The following is a 20,810-nucleotide window of genomic DNA, read 5'->3' on the forward strand; positions in this document are numbered from 1 at the left end:
CCCGGCCGGTGGGCTCAGGCTGCCGGTGGCTTGAAGTGGCCCCGCAGCGTCCCAATATCCTAAGGCCTTTGCGGCATACCGCTTTCGAACCTCGAACCGATCAAGGATTGCCAATGGCCGAACCGGCTCTCTCCATCCGTGGCCTCACCAAGGTCTACGGCAATGGCTTCGAGGCCCTCAAGGGCATCGACCTCGACGTCGCCGAGGGCGACTTCTTCGCGCTGCTGGGCCCCAACGGCGCCGGCAAGTCCACCACCCTGGGGGTGGTCTGCTCGTTGGTGCAGAAGAGCGCCGGCAAGGTCTCCATCTTCGGCATCGACATCGATCGCGACTTCCCCCGCGCCAAGTACCACCTGGGCGTGGTGCCCCAGGAGTTCAACTTCAACCAGTTCGAGAAGGTCATCGATATCGTGCTGGCCCAGGCCGGCTACTACGGCATGCCGCGGCGCGAGGCGCTGCCCCGCGCCGAAGAGCTGCTGCGCGACCTCGGCCTGTGGGACAAGCGCAACGGCAGCGCGCGCATGCTCTCGGGCGGCATGAAGCGCCGCCTGATGATCGCCCGCGCCCTGATGCACCGGCCTAGGCTGCTGATCCTCGACGAGCCCACCGCCGGCGTCGATATCGAGCTGCGCCGCAGCATGTGGGACTACATGCGCCGCATCAACCGCGAGGAGGGCACCACCATCATCCTCACCACCCACTACCTGGAGGAGGCCGAGAGCCTCTGCCGCAACGTGGCGATCATCAACCACGGCGAGATCGTGCGAAATACCGGCGTGCGCGAGCTGCTCGCCGAGCTCGATACCGAGACCTTCCTGCTCGACCTCGCCGCCCCGGTCGAGGCCGCCCCCGAGCTGCCCGGCTTCGAGGTCAGTCGGGTGGAGCCGGCCCAGCTGGCGCTGGTGGTGCATCGTGGCCAGCGCATCAATGACGCCTTCCGCTCCTTGAGTGAGCTGGGCATCGAGGTGGTCTCCATGCGCAACCGTGCCAACCGCCTCGAGGAGATGTTCGTGAGCATGGTGGAGCAGGGCAACGACGCCCTCGACAAGGCCGCAGCCGACGCGGAGGCCCGCCCATGAACCCGACCCAGACCGCCATCGCCCTCTGGACCCTGGTGCTCAAGGAGATCAAGCGCTTCACGCGGATCTGGCCGCAGACCCTGCTGCCGCCCTCCATCACCATGACCATGTACTTCATCATCTTCGGCAGCCTGATCGGCTCGCGCATCGGCGAGATGGACGGCTTCAGCTACATGGACTTCATCGTGCCGGGGCTGATCATGATGGCGGTGATCACCAACAGCTACTCCAACGTGGCCTCGAGCTTCTTCTCCAACAAGTTCCAGCGCTCCATCGAGGAGATGATGGTCTCGCCGATGCCCAACTGGGTGATCCTGCTGGGCTTCGTGCTGGGCGGCATGGCCCGCGGCCTGGGGGTCGGCCTGATCGTCACCCTGGTCTCGCTGTTCTTCACCCGCATCAGCGTGGCCCATCCGCTGTTGACCATCGGCGTGGTGGTGCTCACCTCGGCGCTCTTCTCCATCGGCGGCTTCATCAACGCCCTGCTGGGCAAGAAGTTCGACGATATCTCCATTGTGCCGACCTTCATCCTCACGCCGTTGACCTACCTGGGCGGGGTCTTCTACTCGATCTCACTGCTGCCGGCCTTCTGGCAGGGCGTGTCGATGCTCAATCCCATTCTCTACATGGTCAACGTCTTCCGCTACGGCTTCCTGGGCGTCTCTGACATCCCGGTGGGCTGGGCGCTGGCCGCCATCGTCACCTTCATCACCGTGCTGTTCGGCGTCGCCCTGTGGATGCTGGAGCATGGCAAGGGGATCCGCTCATGAACCACCATCGTCCCGATCCCCTGGAGCATGCGCCCCTGGGCCGCGAGTCCGCCTATCCGGAGCGCTACGACCCCGCGCTGCTCTATCCCATCCCCCGCGCCGCCAACCGCGCCCCGCTGGGGATCGCGGAGGGCCCGCTGCCCTTCGTCGGCGAGGACGAGTGGCACGCCTTCGAGGCTAGCTGGCTCAACGGTCGTGGCAAGCCGGTGGTGGCCGTGGCGCGCTTCCGCCTGCCGGCGGACTCCCCCAACCTGATCGAGTCCAAGTCCTGGAAGCTCTACCTCAACAGCTTCAACCAGACCCGCTTCGCGAGCCGCGAGGCGGTGATCGAGACCCTCGAGCGCGACCTGGCTGCGGCGGCCGGTGCACCGGTAGCGGTGGCGCTGCTCGAGGTGGATGACGAGGCGCTCATGCCGCGCCGGCTGCCCGGCGAGTGCCTGGATGAGCTGGATATCGCCGTGGAGGCCTACACCCCCAGCGCCGAGCATCTGGCGGTGGGCGACGAGATCGTCGAGGAGACGCTGCACTCCCATCTGCTCAAGTCCAACTGCCCGGTCACCGGCCAGCCCGACTGGGGCAGCGTGCTGATCCGCTATCGCGGCCCCAAGCTCGACCGCGAGGGGCTCTTGCGCTACCTGATCGGCTACCGCCAGCATCAGGACTTCCACGAGCACTGCGTGGAGCACATCTTCATGGACCTCCTGACGCATGCCCGGCCCGAGCGGCTGCTGGTGCTGGCGCGCTACGTGCGCCGCGGCGGGCTCGACATCAGCCCCTGGCGCGCCACCCCCGGCGAGCGTCCCCCCGAGCCCCTGCGCCTGGCGCGACAGTAGCGCCCCGGGTGGAGCTTGGATAGAGTGCCTTGAACCCACGCCAACAGGAGCACGACATGGATGCGATGACGCTGCTGCACGAACGCAGCTCCATGGGCAAGCTGATGGGGCCGCCGCCTTCGCCTGAGCAGCTCGAGGCGATCTACCGGGCGGCCCTGCGCGCCCCGGACCACAAGGAGCTGCGCCCCTGGCGCTTCATCGAGTTCTCCGGGGAGGGGCTCTCCCGCCTCGGTGAGCTGTTCGCCGAGGCCGAGTATCGCGAGGATCCCCACGTGGGGGACGCCGCCCTCGATGCCGTGCGCAAGAAACCCCTGCGTGCCCCCATGGTCATCGCGGTGATCGCCAGGGTGACCCCGGACCTCCCCAAGGTGCCGAAGATCGAACAGGTGATCTCCGCCGGCTGCGCCGCCCATGGCATCCTGCTGGCGGCCCACGCCCTGGGCCTCGGCGCCATGTGGCGCAGCGGCAAGTACGCCTTCGACCCCACGGTGCGCAAGGGGCTGGGCCTCGAGGAGGACGACGAGGTGGTGGCCTTCCTCTACCTCGGCCAGGTCGGCGGACGCCACCGGCCGATCCCCGAGCATGAGATCGACGCCTTCGTCGAACGCTGGCGCTGAGGGGAAGGGCAGATGCGCGAGATCGGCAAGCCTCACCCGCGGTTACCGCTCGCCGCCCCCGGCGAGGAAGATGACCCTGCACGCTTCCTGGCCTGGCTCGGCGAGGCGATCCCCCTGGTCGAGCAGTTGGGCATCCGCGAGATGCGCCGCGACGGCGAGTGCCTGATGTGGGAGCTGGACCTCTCGCCCAGCCTCAACGACAAGGGCACCGGCTTCGGCGGTGCCCTCACCGCTCAGACCACCCTGCTGGGCTGGTGCTGGACGACCCTCTGGCTGAGACGCCGGGGGCTGGCCCGCGATGTGGTGGTGGCCGAGGCCAGCCAGCGCTTCCTGGCGCCGGTCACCGGTGACTACCGCCTCGAGTGCACGCCGGAGGAGGAGGGCGGGCCCGCGCGCCTCGTCGACCAGCTCGCCGAGAAGGGGCGCGGGCGCATCCTGCTGCGCCAGCGGCTCTGGTGCGGCGAGACCCTGTGCCTGGAGGCCCGCGGCAACTATGCGGTCCTGGCGGAGCGCCGAGTGGAAAACGGCTTGCAATCCGGCACTTGAGGCGATAGGATACGCGCCGTCCTCAAGGGAAAGGCAGCGCCCTTCCCGACAGGGCAACAATGTGGAGAGGTGTCCGAGTGGTCGAAGGAGCACGCCTGGAAAGTGTGTAAGTCGAAAGGCTTCGAGGGTTCGAATCCCTCCCTCTCCGCCACAGAATATCGAAGAAGCCGCTGAGCCAGCGGCTTTTTCCGTTTCTGGCCCCGGTGTGCGGGCGGACGGCGCGCCGGGGGGCGAGGGCCTCCTGTTTCCTCCCTGAGCACTCCCTGGACCCTCCCGCCGCCACCCTGCCAGCCTGGCCCGCCGCGCGCTCGAACGCGAAAGGCGGCTTGATCCAGGATACGTCTCTGCATGAAGTGGGCTACTCTGTTGGGCTCATGTTCGCCAGAATGACCACTCGATTTCCCTGGTTGACCGCGCGGTGGAGTTGCCGGCGCGTTGTTCGCGAATCCAAGGAGGGTTCATGCCCACGACCACCCGCCAGCTGATGATGGACAGCCTGCTCCTGCTGATGGCGGCCACCTTCATCATCGTCGGCATCAACGGGCTGCTGCTGGCCTGGCTGGAGCTGGTCTACTCCCCGCTGCATCTGCTGCTGGTGGCGGATGCCTTCTTGGTGCTGGTGCTGGGGGGCGTGGGCCTGCTGGCCCTGTTGGCCGGCTGGGCCGGCGCTCGCCTGCTGGCCGGTGGGCTGCTGGGGGTCCTGCTGCTGCATACCCTCGCCCAGGCGCTGCTGGTTCCGCGGGGGTTCATGCCGGCCGGCATCGGGCCGCGCCTGGAGCTGCTGCCGGCCCTGCTGCTGCTGCCGGTGGCGCTCTGCCTGCTGGTAGGCAGGCCTGGCGGGCGCTGCCGCTGGGTCTGGATCGCCTGGGGAGGGCTCCTGGCGGGGGGCGGAGTGGTTGCCCTGCTGGCGATCGTTCCCTCGTTGCGCCCCTGGCTGCCGTCTCGCTTCAGTGCCCAGCTGCTCTCGGGGCTGGCGGTGACGGGGCTGCTCGGCCTGGGGATGTGGCTGGCCGGGCTGCGCGGCGATCGCCCGCTGCAGCTGGGGCGCCTGGCGGTGACGACCGGGCTGGCGGGGATCCTCCTCAGCAGCCTGGCCTGGTTCATGCTGAGCTGGCAGCAGGAGGAGACCCTCCACCGCCAGGCCGACTACCTGCTGGACAACATCCAGCTCAATGCCGAGCAGGTGATGGTGTCTCGCTTGACCCTGATGCGGCGCATGGCCGACCGCCTGGATGCCGCGGAGGGAGAGCTCGACGCGGCGGTGCTCGCGAGTGACCTGCAGAGCTACCTGCAGGATGCCTCGAGCCTCAAGGCGGTCGGCCTCTATCACCCGGAGTCCGGCTGGGAGTGGCTTGGCGGGGACGACCCCGTCAGCGAGGAGCGGCTGGCCGCAACGCTGGCGCTGGCCCCGGTGCGGGACTGGCTGGGCGTCGACCTTGGCCAGCCGCGCCTGATGCTCTCCGAGCCCGAGCAGCCGGGGCTGGCGCTGATGGCTATCGACGTGCCCGCCGGTGAGCGGCTGCTGCTGAGCCTGTTCGATCTCCCTGAGCTGCTGGCCGATGAGCTGCGCCAGCAGCTCGGGCTCTACCGCGTCGTGATCCAGCGCCATGGGGCCACGCTGCTGGAGCTGCACCGGCCGGGCATCGCCAGTGATCCCGAGGGCGTCTTCGTCAACCATCTGCTGCACCGGCGCCATATCGGCCTTCCCGGAGGCGCCAAGCTGACCCTCGAGGCCTACCCGGGTGCCCAGCACGACTGGCTGCTCACCGCCCTGATGCCGGTTGGGGTCGCCGGCGGTGGACTGGTGCTGAGCGGCATGCTGGTGTTCAGCCTGGCGCTGGCCGGCCAGCTGCTCGGCCGCACCCGAGCCCTGGGCGAGGTGCGCCAGCAGCTCGAGGCACAGCAGGCCGTGCAGGCCCGCATCGTCCGGGAGGAGCCGCTGGAGGAGACCCTGGAAGCCATCTGCCGCATGCTGGAGCAGCAGGTGCCGGGGGCGCTCTGCTCGATCATGCTGGTCAACGAGGAGGGCACGGCCCTGGAGCTCGCGGGCGGTGAGCGCCTGCCCCCTGCCTACCGGGACGCGGTGATGACCCTCGGGATCGAGGCGGGCGTCGGCGCCTGCGGCAGTGCCGCCTATCTCGGCGATACCGTGATCTGCGAGGACCTGGCCGAAGACCCCCGCTGGCGCGGCTACCGGGAGGTGGCGCTGGCCCATGGCCTGCGTGCCTGCTGGTCGGTCCCCATCCTGGGCAGCGATGGCCGGGTGCTCGGTACCTTCGGGACCTACCTGCCGCGGCCCCAGGCGCCCGACGCCGCGGCCCGCCTGCTGCTCGACAAGGCCGCCGACCTGGCCGCCCTGGCGGTGGAGCGCCACCAGAGCCGGCGCACCCTGCGGCTGCTGGAGCGCAGCGTCGAAGGCAGCATCAACGGGATGGTGATCGCCGACGCCAGTCGGCCCGATGTGCCCATCATCTACGTCAACCCGGCCTTCGTGCGCATGACCGGCTACGCCAAGGAGGAGGTGCTGGGACGCAACTGCCGCTTCCTGCAGGGGGCCGAGACCGATCCCGCCGCGGCGGCGTCCATTCGGCAGCAGCTGGCGCGGGGAGAGGAGGTGCACGTCACCCTGCTCAACTATCGCAAGGACGGCACGCCGTTCTGGAACGATCTCTACGTCGCCCCGGTGCGCGATGCCCAGGGGAGCATCACCCACTACGTGGGGATGCAGAACGATGTCTCTGCGCAGAAGACCTATGAATCCCGGCTGGCCCACCATGCGAGCCACGATGCCCTGACGGGGCTGGCCAATCGCAGCCTCTTCGAGGACCGCCTCGAGCATGATGTGGCGCTCGCGATCCGTCGCCAGGAGCGTCTGGCGGTGCTGTTCGTGGACCTCGACGACTTCAAGCCGATCAACGACACCCTGGGCCACGCGGTGGGCGACGATGTCCTGCGCGAGGTGGCCCGGCGTCTGCAGGCCTCGGTGCGGCCCGGCGATACCCTGGCGCGCCTGGACGGTGACGAGTTCGTGCTGCTGATGACCGACATCCTCCGGGAGGAGCAGGTGCTGGCCCTGGTGGAACGCCTGATGATGGAGATCGCGCGCCCCTACCTGATCGACGGCCATGAGCTCTACCTGACCTGCAGCATCGGCATCGCCCTGAGCGATCCCGCCATGACGGAGCCGCGCGAGCTGATCCAGCAGGCCGACATGGCCATGTACAAGGCCAAGCAGCAGGGGCGCAACGCCTACCACTGGCACACCGGCGAGATCACCGAGCAGTTGGGCGAGCGGGTCCGGCTGCGCAACGACCTGCAGGAGGCCATCGTCTCCGGCAGGATGGAGCTGCACTACCAACCGCTGATCGCTCGCGATGGGACCCTGGCCGGCGTCGAGGCGCTGCTGCGCTGGCCCCACCCGGAACGCGGCTATGTCTCCCCCGAGGTGTTCATCCCGCTGGCGGAATCCACCGGACAGATCATGCCGCTCAGTCGCTGGGTGCTGGAGCGCGCCTGTGCGGACATGGTCGCCCTGGGGCAGCAGGGCGTCGGCAGGGTGAAGGTGTCGGTCAACCTGTCGCCGCTGCAGTTCCATCGCCCCAGCTTCCTGGCCAATCTGCGCCAGGTGCTTCAGCAGACGGGGCTGCCCGCGGAGCAGCTCGAGCTGGAGCTGACCGAGGGCATCCTCATGGACAACACCGAGTCGGCCATCGATATCCTGCATGCGCTGCGCGGCATGCATATCGATGTCTCCATCGACGACTTCGGTACCGGCTACTCCAGCCTCAGCTATCTCCGGCACCTGCCGATCAGCAAGGTCAAGATCGATCGCAGCTTCATCCACGAGGTCACCACCAACCCCCATGATGCCGCCATCGTGCAGGGCATGATCTCGATGGCCGGCCACCTGGGGCTTCGCGTGGTGGCCGAGGGGGTCGAGACCGAGGACCAGCAGCGTCAGCTGGAGGCCTGGGGCTGCGATCTCTTCCAGGGGTACCTGCTGGCCAAGCCGATGCCGCTGGAGGCCCTGTCGCGTTTCATCATCGAGCGTGGCAGGGTTGAATGATGACGACACAACGACCACTCGGGCCGAGAGGACACCAGGCGCCGAGGGACAAGATTCCAGCGGGGGAAAGATGACGCACTGTGCGCGGGTAGCGGACCACTGCGGTCGCTGTGAGGGCGAGCTGCCCTTCGAGTTCACCATGGCCTTCCAGCCCATCGTTGACCTGGCCTCCGCCCGGATCACCACCTACGAGGCCCTGGTGCGCGGACCGAATGGCGAATCGGCCTGGAGCGTGCTCTCCCAGGTCACCGACGAGCTGCTCTACCGCTTCGACCAGGCCTGCCGGGTCAGGGCGATCGAGATGGCCAGCGCCCTCGGCATGCAGGAGCGGCTCTCCATCAACTTCCTGCCCAACGCCGTCTATGAGCCCGAGGCGTGCATCCAGGCGACGCTGGATGTCTCCCGTCGGGTGGGCTGGCCCACCGACAGGCTCGTCTTCGAGTTCACTGAGACTGAGCGGGTGACCGACCAGGGCCATCTCAAGCGGATCATCGACAGCTATCGCGAGATGGGCTTCACCACGGCGCTGGATGACTTCGGCAACGGCTACGCCAACCTGGACCTGCTCACCGAACTCGAGCCGGACAAGCTCAAGATCGATCGTCAGCTGGTGATGGGCTGCGACCAGGACCGTCGCCGTCAGGCGCTGCTGCGGGCGGTGCACGGCCTGGCCAGGGAGCTGAGCCTCGAGGTGATAGCCGAAGGGGTGGAGACCCGGGAGGAGTCGCTATGGCTGGCCCGCGCCGGGATCACCCGCCAGCAGGGCTTCTTCCATGCCCGGCCCGCGGTCGCCGCCCTGGCAGAGGACCTGGAGCCACACCTGCGCGAGCTGCAACGCGCCATGCGGGCCTGAGCCAGCCATCACCGCTCAGCGACATCAGGCCAGCAGGCCGGACTCCGCAAGCCCCCGGGTGTGGCTGGCGAAGGCCTGGGCCATCCTCACGTCGTAGCGGTTCCTGGCGTAGGCGGGGCCGTTGTAGCGGCGTGCGAAGCGGTCCCACTGCTGGTGGCGCAGCGACGAGAGCAATACCGAATCCTTCTGGATAAAGCGCACGAAGGCGGCAAGGTGATCCCGCTCCCCCCGGTGCATGCACTCCACGTAGTGCCGGGCGCTGTCGTATTCCAGGTGCTGCCAGTGAAAGCCCATGATCTGGAAGAGTCCCCAGGAGGCCGACTCCAGCGCGCTGTCGTGGTGGATCTGCTGGGCGCGCTCCAGGCGCTCGTACTCCCTGACGCCCCCCGCGTAGCCCCCCGGTGAGGTGTTGACCAGATCGGGGGCGCTGGCGACATGAGGGGCCGGGTCGATGCCGTGGTGGCGGAGTCGGCGCGCCATGATATGTCGCTCGAACAGAATGGCCGGCCTGCCGTTGGAGAAGAAGCCGCTGCCTCGCGACTCCACCTCGTTCACCGCCATGATCGCCGCCACCGGCACCTCGAGCTCGCCCGCGGCCCAGACCAGATCCTGCTGGCCCAGCAGCCGATCCATGGCAGGGGCCTCGGCATCGGCTACCTCATCGGCATCGGCTGGCTTATGGGCAGGGGGCGGGTCAGGCGGTGTCTCGGCAGGGCAGGCCTCGCTGCTCTCCCGCCCCGCGGGGGCCTGGCGCAGCCTGCGATCGGTCTTGGGGCCTGCCAGGCCATCCACCACCAGGCCTGCCCGCTTCTGGAAGGCCCGCACCGCGCGCTCCGTTGCCGGGCCGAACTGCCCATCCAGCGCCAGCGGGAAGCCAGCCTGGCTCAGCCGCCGCTGCAGCTCCCTCACCTCATCCCCCGAGTCCCCTCGGCGCAGGATGCGCTCCTGATGGGGAATGAAGTCCACCTCCGAATACCAGTCGCTCATGCCACCCCCTTGCGGGCGTGTCGGTCGATCGACGGTCCCGCTGACTGAACGATAGTGGGCGAGCCGGCCTACTGCCACCCGGCCTGTTCATGCCATGCGGCCTACTCCTCATCCTTGATGAGCTGATCGGGCAGGTTCTCGTCACTGCCTGCCAGGCTCATGGTCAGCTCCTCCCCGCCGGCGTGAGGGAGGTGGGGGCCGAGGGGAGCCATCGACCCTGTCGGAGAGGCTGTAGGGGCGCGACACCTGTCGGCCTCCCGGCTCGAGGGGCAGTGACGCGGCAACGCCTTGCGCTAGCCGGCATTGGGCATGCTCGGTCGATCGGGGTAAGCTGGCGGCATGCCGAAGGAGAGGCATGCCATTCACAGACCGGGAGAGACCCCATGCCGTTACGTTCCCTGCTGGCCGCCGCCCTGCTGGCCCTGCCGCTGGCCGCCGTGGCCGAGACCCCCAACATCGCCCCGGGGCTCTGGGAGTTCACCAACACCACTTCGGTGACCGGCGAGGTGCCGATTCCCGACCAGACCGATACCCATCAGGAGTGCATCGCCCAGGGCGACCTGACGGATTCCGACTTCCAGTTCCTCGAGGTGGAGGAGGGCTGCGAACTCGTGGAGCACAACGTCTCCGCTGACGGCATCGACTACCGCATGGTCTGCCGCGCCGACGAGGGCGAGGCGCACATCGACGGCCGCATGGACTTCCTCGGCGAGCGCGTCGAGGGCAACGTCAACGTGACGGTGCAGTCCTCCATGGGCGAGATGCAGATGAACACCGTGGTCGAGGGCGAGCGTCTCGGCGACTGCTGAGTCCGCCTCGCCTCGAACGAACAGGGCCACCCCACGGGGTGGCCCTGTTCGCGTCTGGCCCTCGGTTCCCCGGCCTACGGCTGGGCCCGGCTGGCCTCCATCTCCTCCTCCAGGCGTCGCTTGACGTCGCCCGGCGAGCCGGTATGACGGGCCAGCAGGTCGTAGGCCACTGGCACCACGAAGAGGGTGAAGAGGGTGGCGGCGGCGACCCCGGAGAGGATCACGGTGCCGATCACCATCCGCGACTCGGAGCCGGCGCCGCTGCCCACGATCAGCGGGATGGAGCCCGCCATGGTGGTCACCGCGGTCATCAGGATCGGCCGCAGGCGGGTCACCGAGGCGTCCACCAGGGCGTCGCGGAAGGCCAGCCCCTGGTCGCGCAGCTGGTTGGCGAACTCCACGATCAGGATGCCGTTCTTGGCGGCCAGGCCGATCAGCATTACCAGCCCCACCTGACTGTAGATGTTGAGCGACTGGCCGGTGACGTAGAGCCCCAGCATCGCGCCGCTCATGGCCAGCGGCACGGTGAGCATGATCACGAAGGGGTGCACGAAGCTCTCGAACTGTGCCGCCAGCACCAGGAATACCACCAGGGCGCCGAGGATCAGCAGGAAGGTGGTGGCGCCGCTGGCCTGCTGGAAGTCCCGGGAGGCGCCGCTGACGTCGGTCTGGGCCTGGGGCGGCAGCAGCTCGGCCGCGGCCGCCTCCAGATACTCGAGCGCCTCGCCCAGGGAGTAGCCGTCGGCCAGGTTGGCCTCGATGGTGATCGAGCGGATGCGATTGAAGCGGTTCAGGGTGCTGGCGCCGGCAAAGTCGCGGAAGGTAACCAGGCTGGCCAGCGGGATCAGCTCGCCGGTGCGCGCCGAGCGCACCTGGATGTTGTCCAGCGCCCGCGGGCTCGCCTGGCTGGCGCGGTCGCCCTCGACGATGACGTCGTACTCCTGGCCGTTGTCCAGATAGCGGGTCACGTTGCGCCCGCCCAGCAGCACTTCCAGGGTGCGGCCGATCTCGGTGACGGTGACGCCGAGCGAGGCGGCCCGCTCGTAGTCGATGTCGACCCGCAGCTGGGGCTGAGTCTCGCGGTAGTTGCTGTCCACGCCGATCAGCCGCGGGTTGTCCTCGCGGATATGGTCCATCAGGATGTCGCGCCACTCGGCAAGCTCCTCGTAGGTGCCGCCGCCCAGCACGAACTCCACCGGCTTGGCGATGCGCTGGCCGAAGCCCTGGCGCATCACCGGGAAGGCCTGCACCCCGGGCAGCCCGGCGAGCTCGCGGCGCACGTCGTCCATGATCGCCCAGGCGTCGCGGCGCTGCCCCCAGTCGGCCAGGCCGATGATGCCGAAACCGTTGTTGAAGTTCTCGATGTTGCCGAAGCCGCGCGGCGCGCGGATCACCACCCGCTCCATGTCGCCGCTCTCCACCATGGGTTGGAGGCGCGCCTCGATCTCGTTCATGTAGTCCATGATGTAGTCGAAGGTGGCCCCCTCGGGGCCGTTGACCAGGATGATGAAGCTGCCGCGGTCTTCCTGGGGGGTGTACTCGCTGGGCAGCAGGTCGGCCAGCCAGACGGTGGCGGCGATCAGCCCCACGAAGACCGCCAGCACCGCCAGGCGCGCCTTGAGCACCCACTCCAGCAGGGTGCGATAGAGGCGCTGGGTCAGCTCCAGCAGCCACTGCACGGCCCGGGCGACACGGCTGTCATCCTGGGCCGGCTTGAGGATCTTGGAGGCCATCATCGGCGTCAGCGACAGCGCCAGCACGCTGGAGATGGCCACCGCGGCGGCCATGGTCAGAGCGAACTCCGAGAAGAGCCGGCCCACGTTGCCCTGCAGGAAAGCCAGCGGCACGAACACCGCGATCAGCACCAGGGTGGTGGCGATCACCGCGAAGGCGATCTGCCGGGTGCCCTTGAAGGCCGCCACCAGCGGGGTCTCGCCGTAGTCGTGCATGCGGCGGTGGATATTCTCCAGCACCACGATGGCATCATCCACGATCAGGCCGATGGCCAGCACCAGCGCCAGCAGGGTCAGCAGGTTGATGGAGAAGCCCATCAGGGCCAGCGCCATGAAGGCACCGATGATCGCCACCGGCACCGTCACCGCGGGAATCAGCGTGGTGCGCACGTTGCCGAGGAACATGAAGATCACCACCACCACCAGCCCCATGGCGATGAACAGCGTCATCACCACCTGCTCGATGGCGCCGGCCACGAACACCGAGGCGTCGTAGTTGAGGGATAGCGACATGCCCTCCGGCAGGCTGGCCTGGACACGCTCGAGCTCCGCCTGCACGCCCTGGGAGACCTCCAGCACGTTGGCCGTGGACTGCTTCATGATCCCGAGGCCCACCATGGGCACGCCGTTGGCGCGGAACACCGAGCGGTCGTCCACCGAGCCGATCTCTACTCGGGCGACGTCGCCCAGGCGCACCAGATAGCCGTCCTCACCCTGGGTGAGGGCCAGGCGCGAGAAGTCCCCCGGCTCGTTGAAGCTGCGCGGCAGGCGCACGATGAACTGGCGCTCCCGGGATTCGATGGAGCCGGCGGGCAGCTCGACGTTCTCGGAACGCAGGGCGTTCTCGACGTCGCTGACCGTGAGGTTGCCGGCGGCCAGGGCGTTGCGGTCGATCCATACCCGCATGGCGTACTCGCGCCCGCCGCCGATCCGAACTCGGGCCACCCCGGGCTGCACCGAGAAGCCGTCCACCAGGAAGCGATCGGCGTAGTCGGTGAGCTCCGGAATGGTGAAGCCGTCGCCGGTCAGCGAGAGCCACAGGATCACTTCCTCGCTGGAGTCGGCCTTCTGCACCTCGGGCGGGTCGGCCTCGTCGGGCAGGTTGCGCAGCGCCCCGGAGATGCGGTCGCGGATGTCGTTGGCCGCGGCATCGATGTCCATGTCGAGACGGAATTCGATGTTGATCCGCGAGCGGCCATCCTCGCTTGAGGAGGTGATCAGCTCGATGCCCTCTACCCCGGCGATGCGATCCTCCAGGGTCTGGGTGATGCGGGTTTCCACCACGCTGGCCGAGGCCCCGGGATAGCGGGTATCGATGCTGACCACCGGCGGATCGATGGAGGGGTACTCCTGCAGCGGCAGGCGCTGCATGGCCAGCAGGCCGAAGGCCACGATCAGCAGCGCCAGCACCGTGGCCAGCACCGGGCGCTGGACGGAAAGATCGGAGAGACGCATCAGTCACGCTCCCCGCGGTTCGCCTCGAGGATCTCGCGCACCGTGGTGGTGTCGTCGGCGATGCCCAGCAGGCTCACGCGATCCCCCGGCTGCACGCGCTGGACGCCGTGGGCCACCAGCAGCTCGTCGCCGTCGAGCCCGTCGAGGATCTCCGCCTGGCCGGTGCGTCGCTCGCCGACCTTCACCTCCCGGCGCTCGACGCGGTTGTCATCGGCCTCGTCGATCACCAGAACGAACTGGCGATCGCCGCTCGGGATCAGGGCGTTCTCCGGCACCACCACGGCCTCCCGCGGGCTGCGCTGGACGACGACCTCCATCAGCATGCCGGGACGCAGGCGCAGTTCGGGATTGGCCAGCTCGGCGCGCACCGAGACGCTGCGGCTCACCGGGTCGACCCGGGAGCCGACGCTCTCCACATGGCCCTCGAAGCGCTCGTCGGGGAAGGCCACGCTGCGCGCCGTCAGCGGCAGGCCGGGCTCGAGCAGGGCCAGGAACACCTCAGGCACGCTGAAGTCGAGCTTCATCACGTCGGTCTTGTCCAGGGTGACGAGCGTTGTGCCGGGGGTGACCAGGCTGCCCACGCTGATGTTGCGAAACCCCACCACGCCGTCGAAGGGAGCACGCACCCGGTAGTTGCGCAGGCGCGCCTCCAGCCCCTGGATCTCCGCCTCCACCTGGCGCAGCCGGGCCTGGGCGTCCTCCACATCGGCCCGGGGCGCGAGGTTGCGGCTCTGCAGCTGGGCCAGGCGATCCACCGTGGCGCGGCGCTCGTCACGCTGGGCCTGGGCGGCGCGCAGCAGCGCCTGCTGCTCGTCATCCTGCAGGCGTACCAGCAGCTGGCCGGCCTCTACGACCTGGCCGTCGCGGAAGTTCACCTCGGCGACGGTGTCGGTCACCGTGGCGGAGAGGGTCACGCTCTCGTCGGCGCGCAGGGTCCCCAGCGCCTCCAGCGGGTCGGACCAGGGTTCCAGGCTGACCCGGGCGCCGATTACCGGCGTCGCCTCCTGGGCGGCAAGGGGCATGGCCAGGGCCAGGCTCAGGACGGCGGCCAGCAGGCGGCCCGTGCGGAAGAGGCGAGGGGAGGGCGTTGTTGTCATGGGGCTCTTTTCATGGGGTGGCAAGAGACGATTGCCAGTCCTTGGCAATTCTTAACAAGCTATCAATGATCGTATCGAAAAATGTGGCAACAATGCGCAACGCACAGTCATCGCTATAGTGTACAAGAATTGTACATATTATTCATGGCTGTCTACCCGGGCCGGTCAACGCGGGCCTGTCGCCATGGGCATGCCATGGCCAGCCTCGGTAGCGTCGATCAACAGGACGCCGCCGGGCTGCTAGAATGCGCGTCCCTTGAGAGGTGGCCGAGAGTGACCATGACCTATGACGCGGTGATTATCGGTGCGGGTGCCGCCGGCCTGATGTGCGCACTGACGGCGGGCTATGCCGGGCGGCGGGTGCTGGTCATCGACCACGCCAAACGGGCCGGCAGCAAGATCCTGATGTCCGGTGGCGGGCGCTGCAATTTCACCAACCTGAACTCCACGCCGGCCAACTTCTTCTCCGCCAACCCGCACTTCTGCATCTCGGCGCTGAAGCGCTATCGCCCGGAGCACTTCGTCGAGCTGGTGGAGCGTCACGGCGTGGAGTACGTGGAGAAGGCGCCGGGCCAGCTGTTCTGCGCCGACTCCGCCAAGGAGATCGTGCGGGTGCTGCTCACCGAGTGCGAGTGGGCCGGGGTGGAGCTGCGTCTCAAGACCTCGGTGGAGCGCGTCGAACGTCACGGCGAGGGCATGCGGCTGGTGACCTCGGCAGGGACCATCGACTGCGGGGCCCTGGTGGTGGCCACCGGCGGGCTCTCCATCCCTACCATGGGGGCCACCGGCTTCGGCTTCGATCTCGCCCGCCAGTTCGGGCTGGCCGTCACCGAAACTCGCCCGGCGCTGGTACCCTTCACCCTGACCTCGCAGTGGAAGGCGCGGGCCGAGACCCTGGCCGGGGTCGCCTGTGAGGTGGCCGTGCGCTCCCTGCGAGCCGGCGAGCCCCGCGGCCACTACCGCGAGCCCATGCTCTTCACCCACCGCGGCCTCTCGGGGCCGGCGATGCTGCAGATCTCGAGCTACTGGGAGCCTGGCGACGAGCTGGCCATCGACCTGCTGCCCGGAGTGGAGGCCATTGAGGCGCTCTGCTCCGCCCGTCGGGAGACCCCCCGGCGCCAGCTCTCCAGCTGGCTGGCCGAGCGGCTCCCCCGGCGCCTGGCCCAGGCGCTGGTCGAGTGGCACGGCGGCGACGGCGTGCTGGCGGAGCGCAGCAACGCCGAGCTTGCCGCCTGGGCGGCCCAGCTCGGCGACTGGCGACTCAAGCCCGCCGGCACCGAGGGATGGCGCACCGCCGAGGTGACCCTGGGCGGCGTCGACACCCGCTCGGTGTCGTCGAAGACCTTCGCGGTGGAGGGGCTGCCTCAGCTGCGCTTCATCGGCGAGGTGCTCGATGTGACCGGCGAGCTGGGCGGGCATAACTTCCAGTGGGCCTGGGCCAGCGGGGTGGCCTGCGGCAGCGCCCTCTGAGGGTGGCGTCGGCCGACAGGTCCAGGAGGGCTAGGGCTAGGCCAGGCGCCGGGCGATCTCCTCCCACAGCGCCCGGTAGGCATGTGCCGCGGGGGTAGCGGGGGCGAACTGGCGCAGCGGGGCACGCTCCAGGCCCATGCGCTCCACCACGCTGGCGCCGGGGATGGTGGTGGAGAGGCGCAGCGGCCAGCGCTCCGGCAGCGCGGCGATGGTCTCGCGGTGCAGGGTGCGGCGGCGATCGGCGAGGGTCACGAAGGGCCACACCTGGCAGGGGATGTCGCGTTCGTCGAGGAAGTCGCGCAGCTGCTCCAGGGTGCGCACCGAGAGCACCGTGGGCACGATGGGCACCAGCAGGGCGTCCACGCTGGCAAAGACGCTCTCGGAGAGGGTCGAGAGGCTGGGCGGGCAGTCCAGCAGCACCAGGTCGTAGTCGTCGCGGACCGGCTTGAGGATGCGGCGCAGCTGATTGTCGCGCTGGGTGGCCAGTAGCTGGTCCAGCTCCCGGGAGGCCAGGGCGGCGGGGAGCAGGTCGAGACGCTCGATCTCGGTGGCGCGAATCACCTTGTCGAAGGCGGCCTGGCCCTTGACCAGGCGGGCCACGCCGCCGCGAATCTTGGGCTTGGCGCGCAGGTAGAAGGTGGTGGCGGCCTGGGGGTCGAGGTCCCAGAGCAGCACGCGCCAGCCGGCGGCGGCGGCCTCCGCCGCCAGGTTCACCGCGGAGGCCGTCTTGCCGACCCCGCTCTTGATGCTGTAGAGCGCCAGCATGCGCATGGCGTGCCTCCCTTCTTCCCTGGTGACGACCTCTTGCCGCACCTCATGGCGCCGTCAAGGCGTCGCCCGGCGGCGACGCCGTACCTTACCAGCTTAGGCCGTCTCTTCAGGTGACGGTTTCGTGACAGTCGCGGCGTCCCGCGTCCAGGGTCTATTCTGCTGGCAGAGTGCTTGCGCACGAATCCTCAGCCTGCCCCGGAGGTGCCCCATGACCCTGATTGCCGTTCATCACGAGCCCGGCGCCGATGAGACGTTGCTGCGCGACCGCGTCGTCGATGCGTCCCTGGGTGAGGCCGAGCGGCACGGCTGGGAGGCGGTCAGGCTCACCGAGGTCGCCGCGCGCCTGGAGGTGCCCATGGCGGCGGTGCTGGCGGAGTTTCGCGATCTGGACGCGGTGGCCAATGCCTGGTTCCAGCGCGGCCTGGAGGCGATGCTGGCCGAGAAGCCCGAGGGCTTCGAGCACTGGCCGGAGGTCCAGCGACTGGCGCACTGCCTGCTCGCCTGGTTGGATGCGCTGGCGCCCCATCGCCGGGTCACCGTGGAGATGCTGCGCACCAAGGCCCATCTGCCCCACCTGCATACCTGGGTGCCCATGCTCTTCGATCTGTCGCGCACCGTGCAGTGGTGGCGGGAGGCGGCGCGGCTGCCGGCACCCTACGGCACCCGGCGCGCTCAGCTGGAGGAGGTGGCCCTGACCGGGCTCTTCCTGTCCGCCCTGGGAGTCTGGGCTCGGGACGACAGCCACCGGCAGGAGCGGACCCGGCGCTTTATCGAGAGGCGCCTGGCCCGGGGCGAGCGCTGCCTGCGCTGGGTGCCCGACGGCAGGTCAGAGCCCCGGGAGGCACCCGCTCAGAGATAGCGGCCGCCGGAGGCGATGGCGACCGTCAGCAGGCCGAGGATCAGGTTGATGCCGACCAGCCGCCGGATCTGCCCGAGCTGGCGACCACCCTCGGGCCAGTCGGCGGCCTCCACCGCGCGGCAGAGCCGGCGGTAGGGAGCAAACCAGACGTGCAGGTAGATGGCCATCATCCCAAGGCCCACCAGCAGCATCAGGTGGATGTGCCAGCGCGCGCCGGCCATGCCGCCGAACACCGCGAACAGCATCCACAGCCCGGTGACCAGCAGCACCGCCACCGAGGCCCATACCCAGGGGAAGAAGCGGTCGAAGACGCCGCGCCATAGGGTCAGGCGGGCCGGCGGCTCCAGCTGACCAGCGGCGACCGGGCGCAGGATCATCCAGGCGAAGAACATGCCGCCCACCCAGAGGACGGCGGCGATCACGTGCAGGGTAATGGCGATGGCCATGGGGGCTCCTCGCGTCGGGGAAGGGTCAGCGCAGCAGGCGGCGGGCCCGGCGCAGCAGCAGGGCGCCGGCGGCCAGCCGCTTGGCGACCCGCAGCAGGGAGTTGGGGTGTCGGGCACTCTTCAGCAGCAGCACGCCGCCGAGTGCGTAGAGCGGCGCCTTGAAGCGCATCAGCGCCTGCCAGCCCTCGTCGATGGGGCGGCTCGCCTCGCGGTAGCGGCTGGCCTCGACCAGGATGTCGATGCGCTGCTGCTCGATCCTCGCCTCCAGCTGCGCCTTGCGCTCGGTGCGGGAGGGCGTGGCGCTACTGGGCTCGGTCACGTCGCGGCGGGCCGGCAGGCGGCTGCGGGAATCAGCGCTCATGGCGTCCCTCCCGGCGCTCCCGCTCCACCAGGTCGCGGTCGGTGGCCAGATGCCTCAGGGTGCTGACCAGCAGGGTGCGCCGCCTGGCCTGCTGCAGGGCGCGCAGGGCGAGCCGCGCGCCGCCGCCCAGCAGCACCAAGGCGCTTGCGGCGATGGCGGTGAGTCGGTAGCTGTCCCAGAAGGCCACGATCACCAGGGTGGTCAGCACCCCGATGCCGAGCATCAGCAGGATGAGGCTGAGCCCCACGATCAGCAGCAGGCCTACCAGCCGCACGCGCTCCTCCTCCAGCTCGAGGACGGCGAGACGCAGGCGCGTCTCGCCGGTGGCCAGCAGGCTGCCCAGCAGGCGCCGGGCGGCGGTGAACAGTCGCTGTGCCGGTCCCTGGCTTTCCGGCATCAGCGACGCCCGATCAGCATGCCGACCACCACGCCCACGGCGGCGCCGATGCCGATGCTGGTCCAGGGGTTCTCGTGGACGTAGCGATCGCAGGCATCGACCTGATGCTCCATGGAGTCGCGGGCCTCGCCGTAGAGGCGCTCGCCGCGGTTCTCGAGGCGGTCGCGGGTCTCCTTGAGCCGTCGCTCGCCCCGGTCACGCAGCTCCTTGATATTGCTGCGGGAGTCGTCGGCGGTAGCGCTGACCAGCTCCTCGATGGTCTGGGTGAGGTGGTGCAGGTCTTCCTTGAGCTGCTGGGTGGTCTCGTGGGTATGGGGGGCACGGTTTGCCATCGGGTCTTCCTCTGACGGTGAATGACAGCCACAGCATAGCAGCCAGGGCAGCGCTTGCCACGGCGGCGGCCGTCACGCTGCCTGCTGCATGGAAGGTGCGTCAGGGTCAGCGGGTCATGCTGCCGCCGCTGAACAGCGGATTGAGGCTGAAGCCCAGGCTGAGACGGTGATTGCGGTGGTCGTAGTCAATCATGCTCTCGCCGTAGCCGTAGTAGTACTGCACGTGGCCGCGCACGTTGCCGTTGAACAGCGGCCAGGAGTAGTCGACCTGGGTGCCCATGTTGCCGGCGCTGGGATTGCCCCGCCACAGCAGGCTGAGCTCGTTGTCGCCCAGGCGGCGAGCCAGGGTGACGTCGCCGTAGCCCATGTAGCGGTCGATATCGGGGTTGTCGTCCTCGCTCTTGGACTCCGGGATGCGCCAGTGGGGGGCCAGGCTGAAGGCCCAGTCGCCGCGCTGGAAGATGCTCTCCACATAGACCCGGTTCCAGCTGCGCGACAGCGGGTCGGAGCGGCCGTTGGAGAGATGGTTCAGCGCCAGGCGGTTGCGCACGTTGGTCCAGCCGAGCCCCCGCCAGGCGTTGTCGAAGGTCATGAAGACCTCGGGCTCGTAGTTGGTCTCCCGGAAGGGCGAGGAGGAGTCGGTGTTGTAGGCCTGCCACCAGCTGCGCTGGGTGTAGGCGAAGTAGAGGTCGCCGGTGTCGCCGAACACTCCCTCGAGCAGATTGACCTTGGCGCTGAACTGGAACTTGACCTCGGCATCTCGAGGGCCGTTATCCGGAGTGATCTCGCGAAAGGCGTCGCGATTGGGGTTGGTGGTATAGCTGACCGGAAACAGATAGTTGCGCCGGTAGGTGGTGATGGCAAAGGGGTTGCGGCTGGACTCGAGCTCGAGCTGACGGCGCTCGGTGGCCTCCAGGGCGGCCTGCAGGTCCGGGGCGATGGGCTCCACCTCCTCGTCGGCGGGCAGCTCGGCAAGCGTGCTCTGTAGCGATTCGAGCTCCTCGTTGAGCGCCTGGATGCGTGCCTCCAGGGCGACGCGCTCCGCGGCGCCTTCCCCGGCCTCGCTCCGTTGGCCAGCCCCGAGGTGCTGCCCGGTCTGGGGCGTGTCCGCCTGCAGGGCGCCTCCGTTAAGCAGCAGGGCCAGGGCGGCGCCGGCGAGAGCAGCGGGGCGGGTGAGGGGCGTCATGGCGAGATCCGGGGTGGGGGATTCAGACCGCCGTTCTACCATGCCGGCCGGCCAAGTCAACATCCATCGCTGTTGTCGGAGGATGATTGCCTTGGCGCCGCCGGGGGTCGAGAATCGACCCTTGAGCATTCTCCAGGACAACG

Annotated in this window: 19 protein-coding genes and 1 tRNA gene; 11 read left to right on the forward strand and 9 right to left on the reverse strand. The window is 68.9% G+C overall.

The genetic code is table 11. The features are described 5' to 3' along the window. Window positions 1–113 precede the first annotated feature (113 nt). The 8 genes from B6N23_RS15845 (at window position 114) to B6N23_RS15880 (ending at window position 8,764) form a co-directional block, all read left to right on the forward strand. Complete coding sequence (locus B6N23_RS15845; protein ID WP_169958748.1) at window positions 114–1,079, forward strand: ABC transporter ATP-binding protein; 966 nt, start codon at window positions 114–116, stop codon at window positions 1,077–1,079. Then, a complete protein-coding gene (locus tag B6N23_RS15850) occupies window positions 1,076–1,849 on the forward strand; it encodes an ABC transporter permease (protein ID WP_302138987.1) in 774 nt (257 codons plus the stop codon). Before B6N23_RS15845 ends, B6N23_RS15850 begins: the two co-directional genes overlap by 4 nt. Next, on the forward strand, window positions 1,846–2,682 hold the full coding sequence (gene queF / locus B6N23_RS15855) for an NADPH-dependent 7-cyano-7-deazaguanine reductase QueF (RefSeq protein WP_305500611.1): 837 nt from the start codon (window positions 1,846–1,848) through the stop codon (window positions 2,680–2,682). The genes B6N23_RS15850 and queF overlap by 4 nt, the downstream gene beginning before the upstream one ends. A gap of 56 nt (window positions 2,683–2,738) precedes the next feature. Then, on the forward strand, window positions 2,739–3,299 hold the full coding sequence (locus B6N23_RS15860; RefSeq protein ID WP_305500613.1) for a nitroreductase family protein: 561 nt from the start codon (window positions 2,739–2,741) through the stop codon (window positions 3,297–3,299). Window positions 3,300–3,311: 12 nt separating this feature from the next. Further along, entirely contained in the window at window positions 3,312–3,845 is a 534-nt protein-coding gene (locus B6N23_RS15865) for a YiiD C-terminal domain-containing protein (protein ID WP_305500615.1), read from the forward strand. A 63-nt stretch (window positions 3,846–3,908) separates the two neighbouring features. Then, window positions 3,909–3,996, forward strand: a tRNA-Ser gene (locus B6N23_RS15870). A gap of 309 nt (window positions 3,997–4,305) precedes the next feature. Next, the gene (locus B6N23_RS15875; RefSeq protein WP_305500617.1) at window positions 4,306–7,911 is read left to right on the forward strand and encodes a putative bifunctional diguanylate cyclase/phosphodiesterase; all 3,606 of its coding nucleotides are present in this window, start codon (window positions 4,306–4,308) and stop codon (window positions 7,909–7,911) included. Window positions 7,912–7,981: 70 nt separating this feature from the next. Continuing rightward, window positions 7,982–8,764 (forward strand): EAL domain-containing protein, encoded by a 783-nt coding sequence (locus B6N23_RS15880; protein WP_119020540.1) that lies wholly within the window; start codon window positions 7,982–7,984, stop codon window positions 8,762–8,764. Between the two features lie 24 nt (window positions 8,765–8,788). Here B6N23_RS15880 and B6N23_RS15885 read toward each other — a convergent pair whose 3' ends face one another. Continuing rightward, entirely contained in the window at window positions 8,789–9,751 is a 963-nt protein-coding gene (locus tag B6N23_RS15885; protein WP_302138983.1) for an N-acetylmuramidase domain-containing protein, read from the reverse strand. A 383-nt stretch (window positions 9,752–10,134) separates the two neighbouring features. Between B6N23_RS15885 and B6N23_RS15890 the strand changes: the two genes are divergently transcribed. Further along, window positions 10,135–10,560 carry a DUF3617 domain-containing protein gene (locus B6N23_RS15890; RefSeq protein ID WP_305500621.1) on the forward strand — a complete coding sequence of 142 codons (426 nt, stop codon included), beginning with the start codon at window positions 10,135–10,137 and terminating at the stop codon, window positions 10,558–10,560. A 74-nt stretch (window positions 10,561–10,634) separates the two neighbouring features. Here B6N23_RS15890 and B6N23_RS15895 read toward each other — a convergent pair whose 3' ends face one another. Next, the gene (locus B6N23_RS15895) at window positions 10,635–13,748 is read right to left on the reverse strand and encodes an efflux RND transporter permease subunit (RefSeq protein WP_305500623.1); all 3,114 of its coding nucleotides are present in this window, start codon (window positions 13,746–13,748) and stop codon (window positions 10,635–10,637) included. Further along, complete coding sequence (locus B6N23_RS15900) at window positions 13,748–14,845, reverse strand: efflux RND transporter periplasmic adaptor subunit (protein WP_169958741.1); 1,098 nt, start codon at window positions 14,843–14,845, stop codon at window positions 13,748–13,750. The genes B6N23_RS15895 and B6N23_RS15900 overlap by 1 nt, the downstream gene beginning before the upstream one ends. 279 nt (window positions 14,846–15,124) lie before the next feature. Here B6N23_RS15900 and B6N23_RS15905 point away from each other — a divergent pair, with 279 nt between their 5' ends. Then, window positions 15,125–16,315 carry a BaiN/RdsA family NAD(P)/FAD-dependent oxidoreductase gene (locus tag B6N23_RS15905; protein WP_305503846.1) on the forward strand — a complete coding sequence of 397 codons (1,191 nt, stop codon included), beginning with the start codon at window positions 15,125–15,127 and terminating at the stop codon, window positions 16,313–16,315. A 36-nt stretch (window positions 16,316–16,351) separates the two neighbouring features. Here B6N23_RS15905 and B6N23_RS15910 read toward each other — a convergent pair whose 3' ends face one another. Next, window positions 16,352–17,086 (reverse strand): ParA family protein, encoded by a 735-nt coding sequence (locus tag B6N23_RS15910; protein ID WP_305500626.1) that lies wholly within the window; start codon window positions 17,084–17,086, stop codon window positions 16,352–16,354. A gap of 208 nt (window positions 17,087–17,294) precedes the next feature. Here B6N23_RS15910 and B6N23_RS15915 point away from each other — a divergent pair, with 208 nt between their 5' ends. Next, window positions 17,295–17,945: a hypothetical protein gene (locus B6N23_RS15915; protein WP_253450821.1), complete on the forward strand. Its 651-nt coding sequence runs from the start codon at window positions 17,295–17,297 to the stop codon at window positions 17,943–17,945. Here the strand turns inward: B6N23_RS15915 and B6N23_RS15920 are convergent. The 5 genes from B6N23_RS15920 to B6N23_RS15940 all read right to left on the reverse strand — a co-directional run bounded on the left by B6N23_RS15920 (window position 17,936) and on the right by B6N23_RS15940 (window position 20,667). Beyond that, a complete protein-coding gene (locus B6N23_RS15920; RefSeq protein ID WP_305500632.1) occupies window positions 17,936–18,391 on the reverse strand; it encodes a DUF4149 domain-containing protein in 456 nt (151 codons plus the stop codon). The genes B6N23_RS15915 and B6N23_RS15920 overlap by 10 nt on opposite strands. A 25-nt stretch (window positions 18,392–18,416) precedes the next feature. Continuing rightward, window positions 18,417–18,752, reverse strand: coding sequence for a YqjK-like family protein (locus tag B6N23_RS15925; protein WP_305500633.1), 336 nt, complete (start codon window positions 18,750–18,752; stop codon window positions 18,417–18,419). After that, the gene (locus B6N23_RS15930) at window positions 18,742–19,149 is read right to left on the reverse strand and encodes a phage holin family protein (RefSeq protein WP_305500635.1); all 408 of its coding nucleotides are present in this window, start codon (window positions 19,147–19,149) and stop codon (window positions 18,742–18,744) included. Before B6N23_RS15930 ends, B6N23_RS15925 begins: the two co-directional genes overlap by 11 nt. After that, on the reverse strand, window positions 19,149–19,481 hold the full coding sequence (locus B6N23_RS15935; protein WP_305500637.1) for an ElaB/YgaM/YqjD family protein: 333 nt from the start codon (window positions 19,479–19,481) through the stop codon (window positions 19,149–19,151). The genes B6N23_RS15930 and B6N23_RS15935 overlap by 1 nt, the downstream gene beginning before the upstream one ends. A gap of 106 nt (window positions 19,482–19,587) precedes the next feature. After that, a complete protein-coding gene (locus B6N23_RS15940; protein WP_305500639.1) occupies window positions 19,588–20,667 on the reverse strand; it encodes a phospholipase A in 1,080 nt (359 codons plus the stop codon). Window positions 20,668–20,810: the final 143 nt, after the last annotated feature.

Source organism: Halomonas alkalicola, from assembly GCF_030704205.1.
Lineage (GTDB): Bacteria > Pseudomonadota > Gammaproteobacteria > Pseudomonadales > Halomonadaceae > Halomonas > Halomonas alkalicola.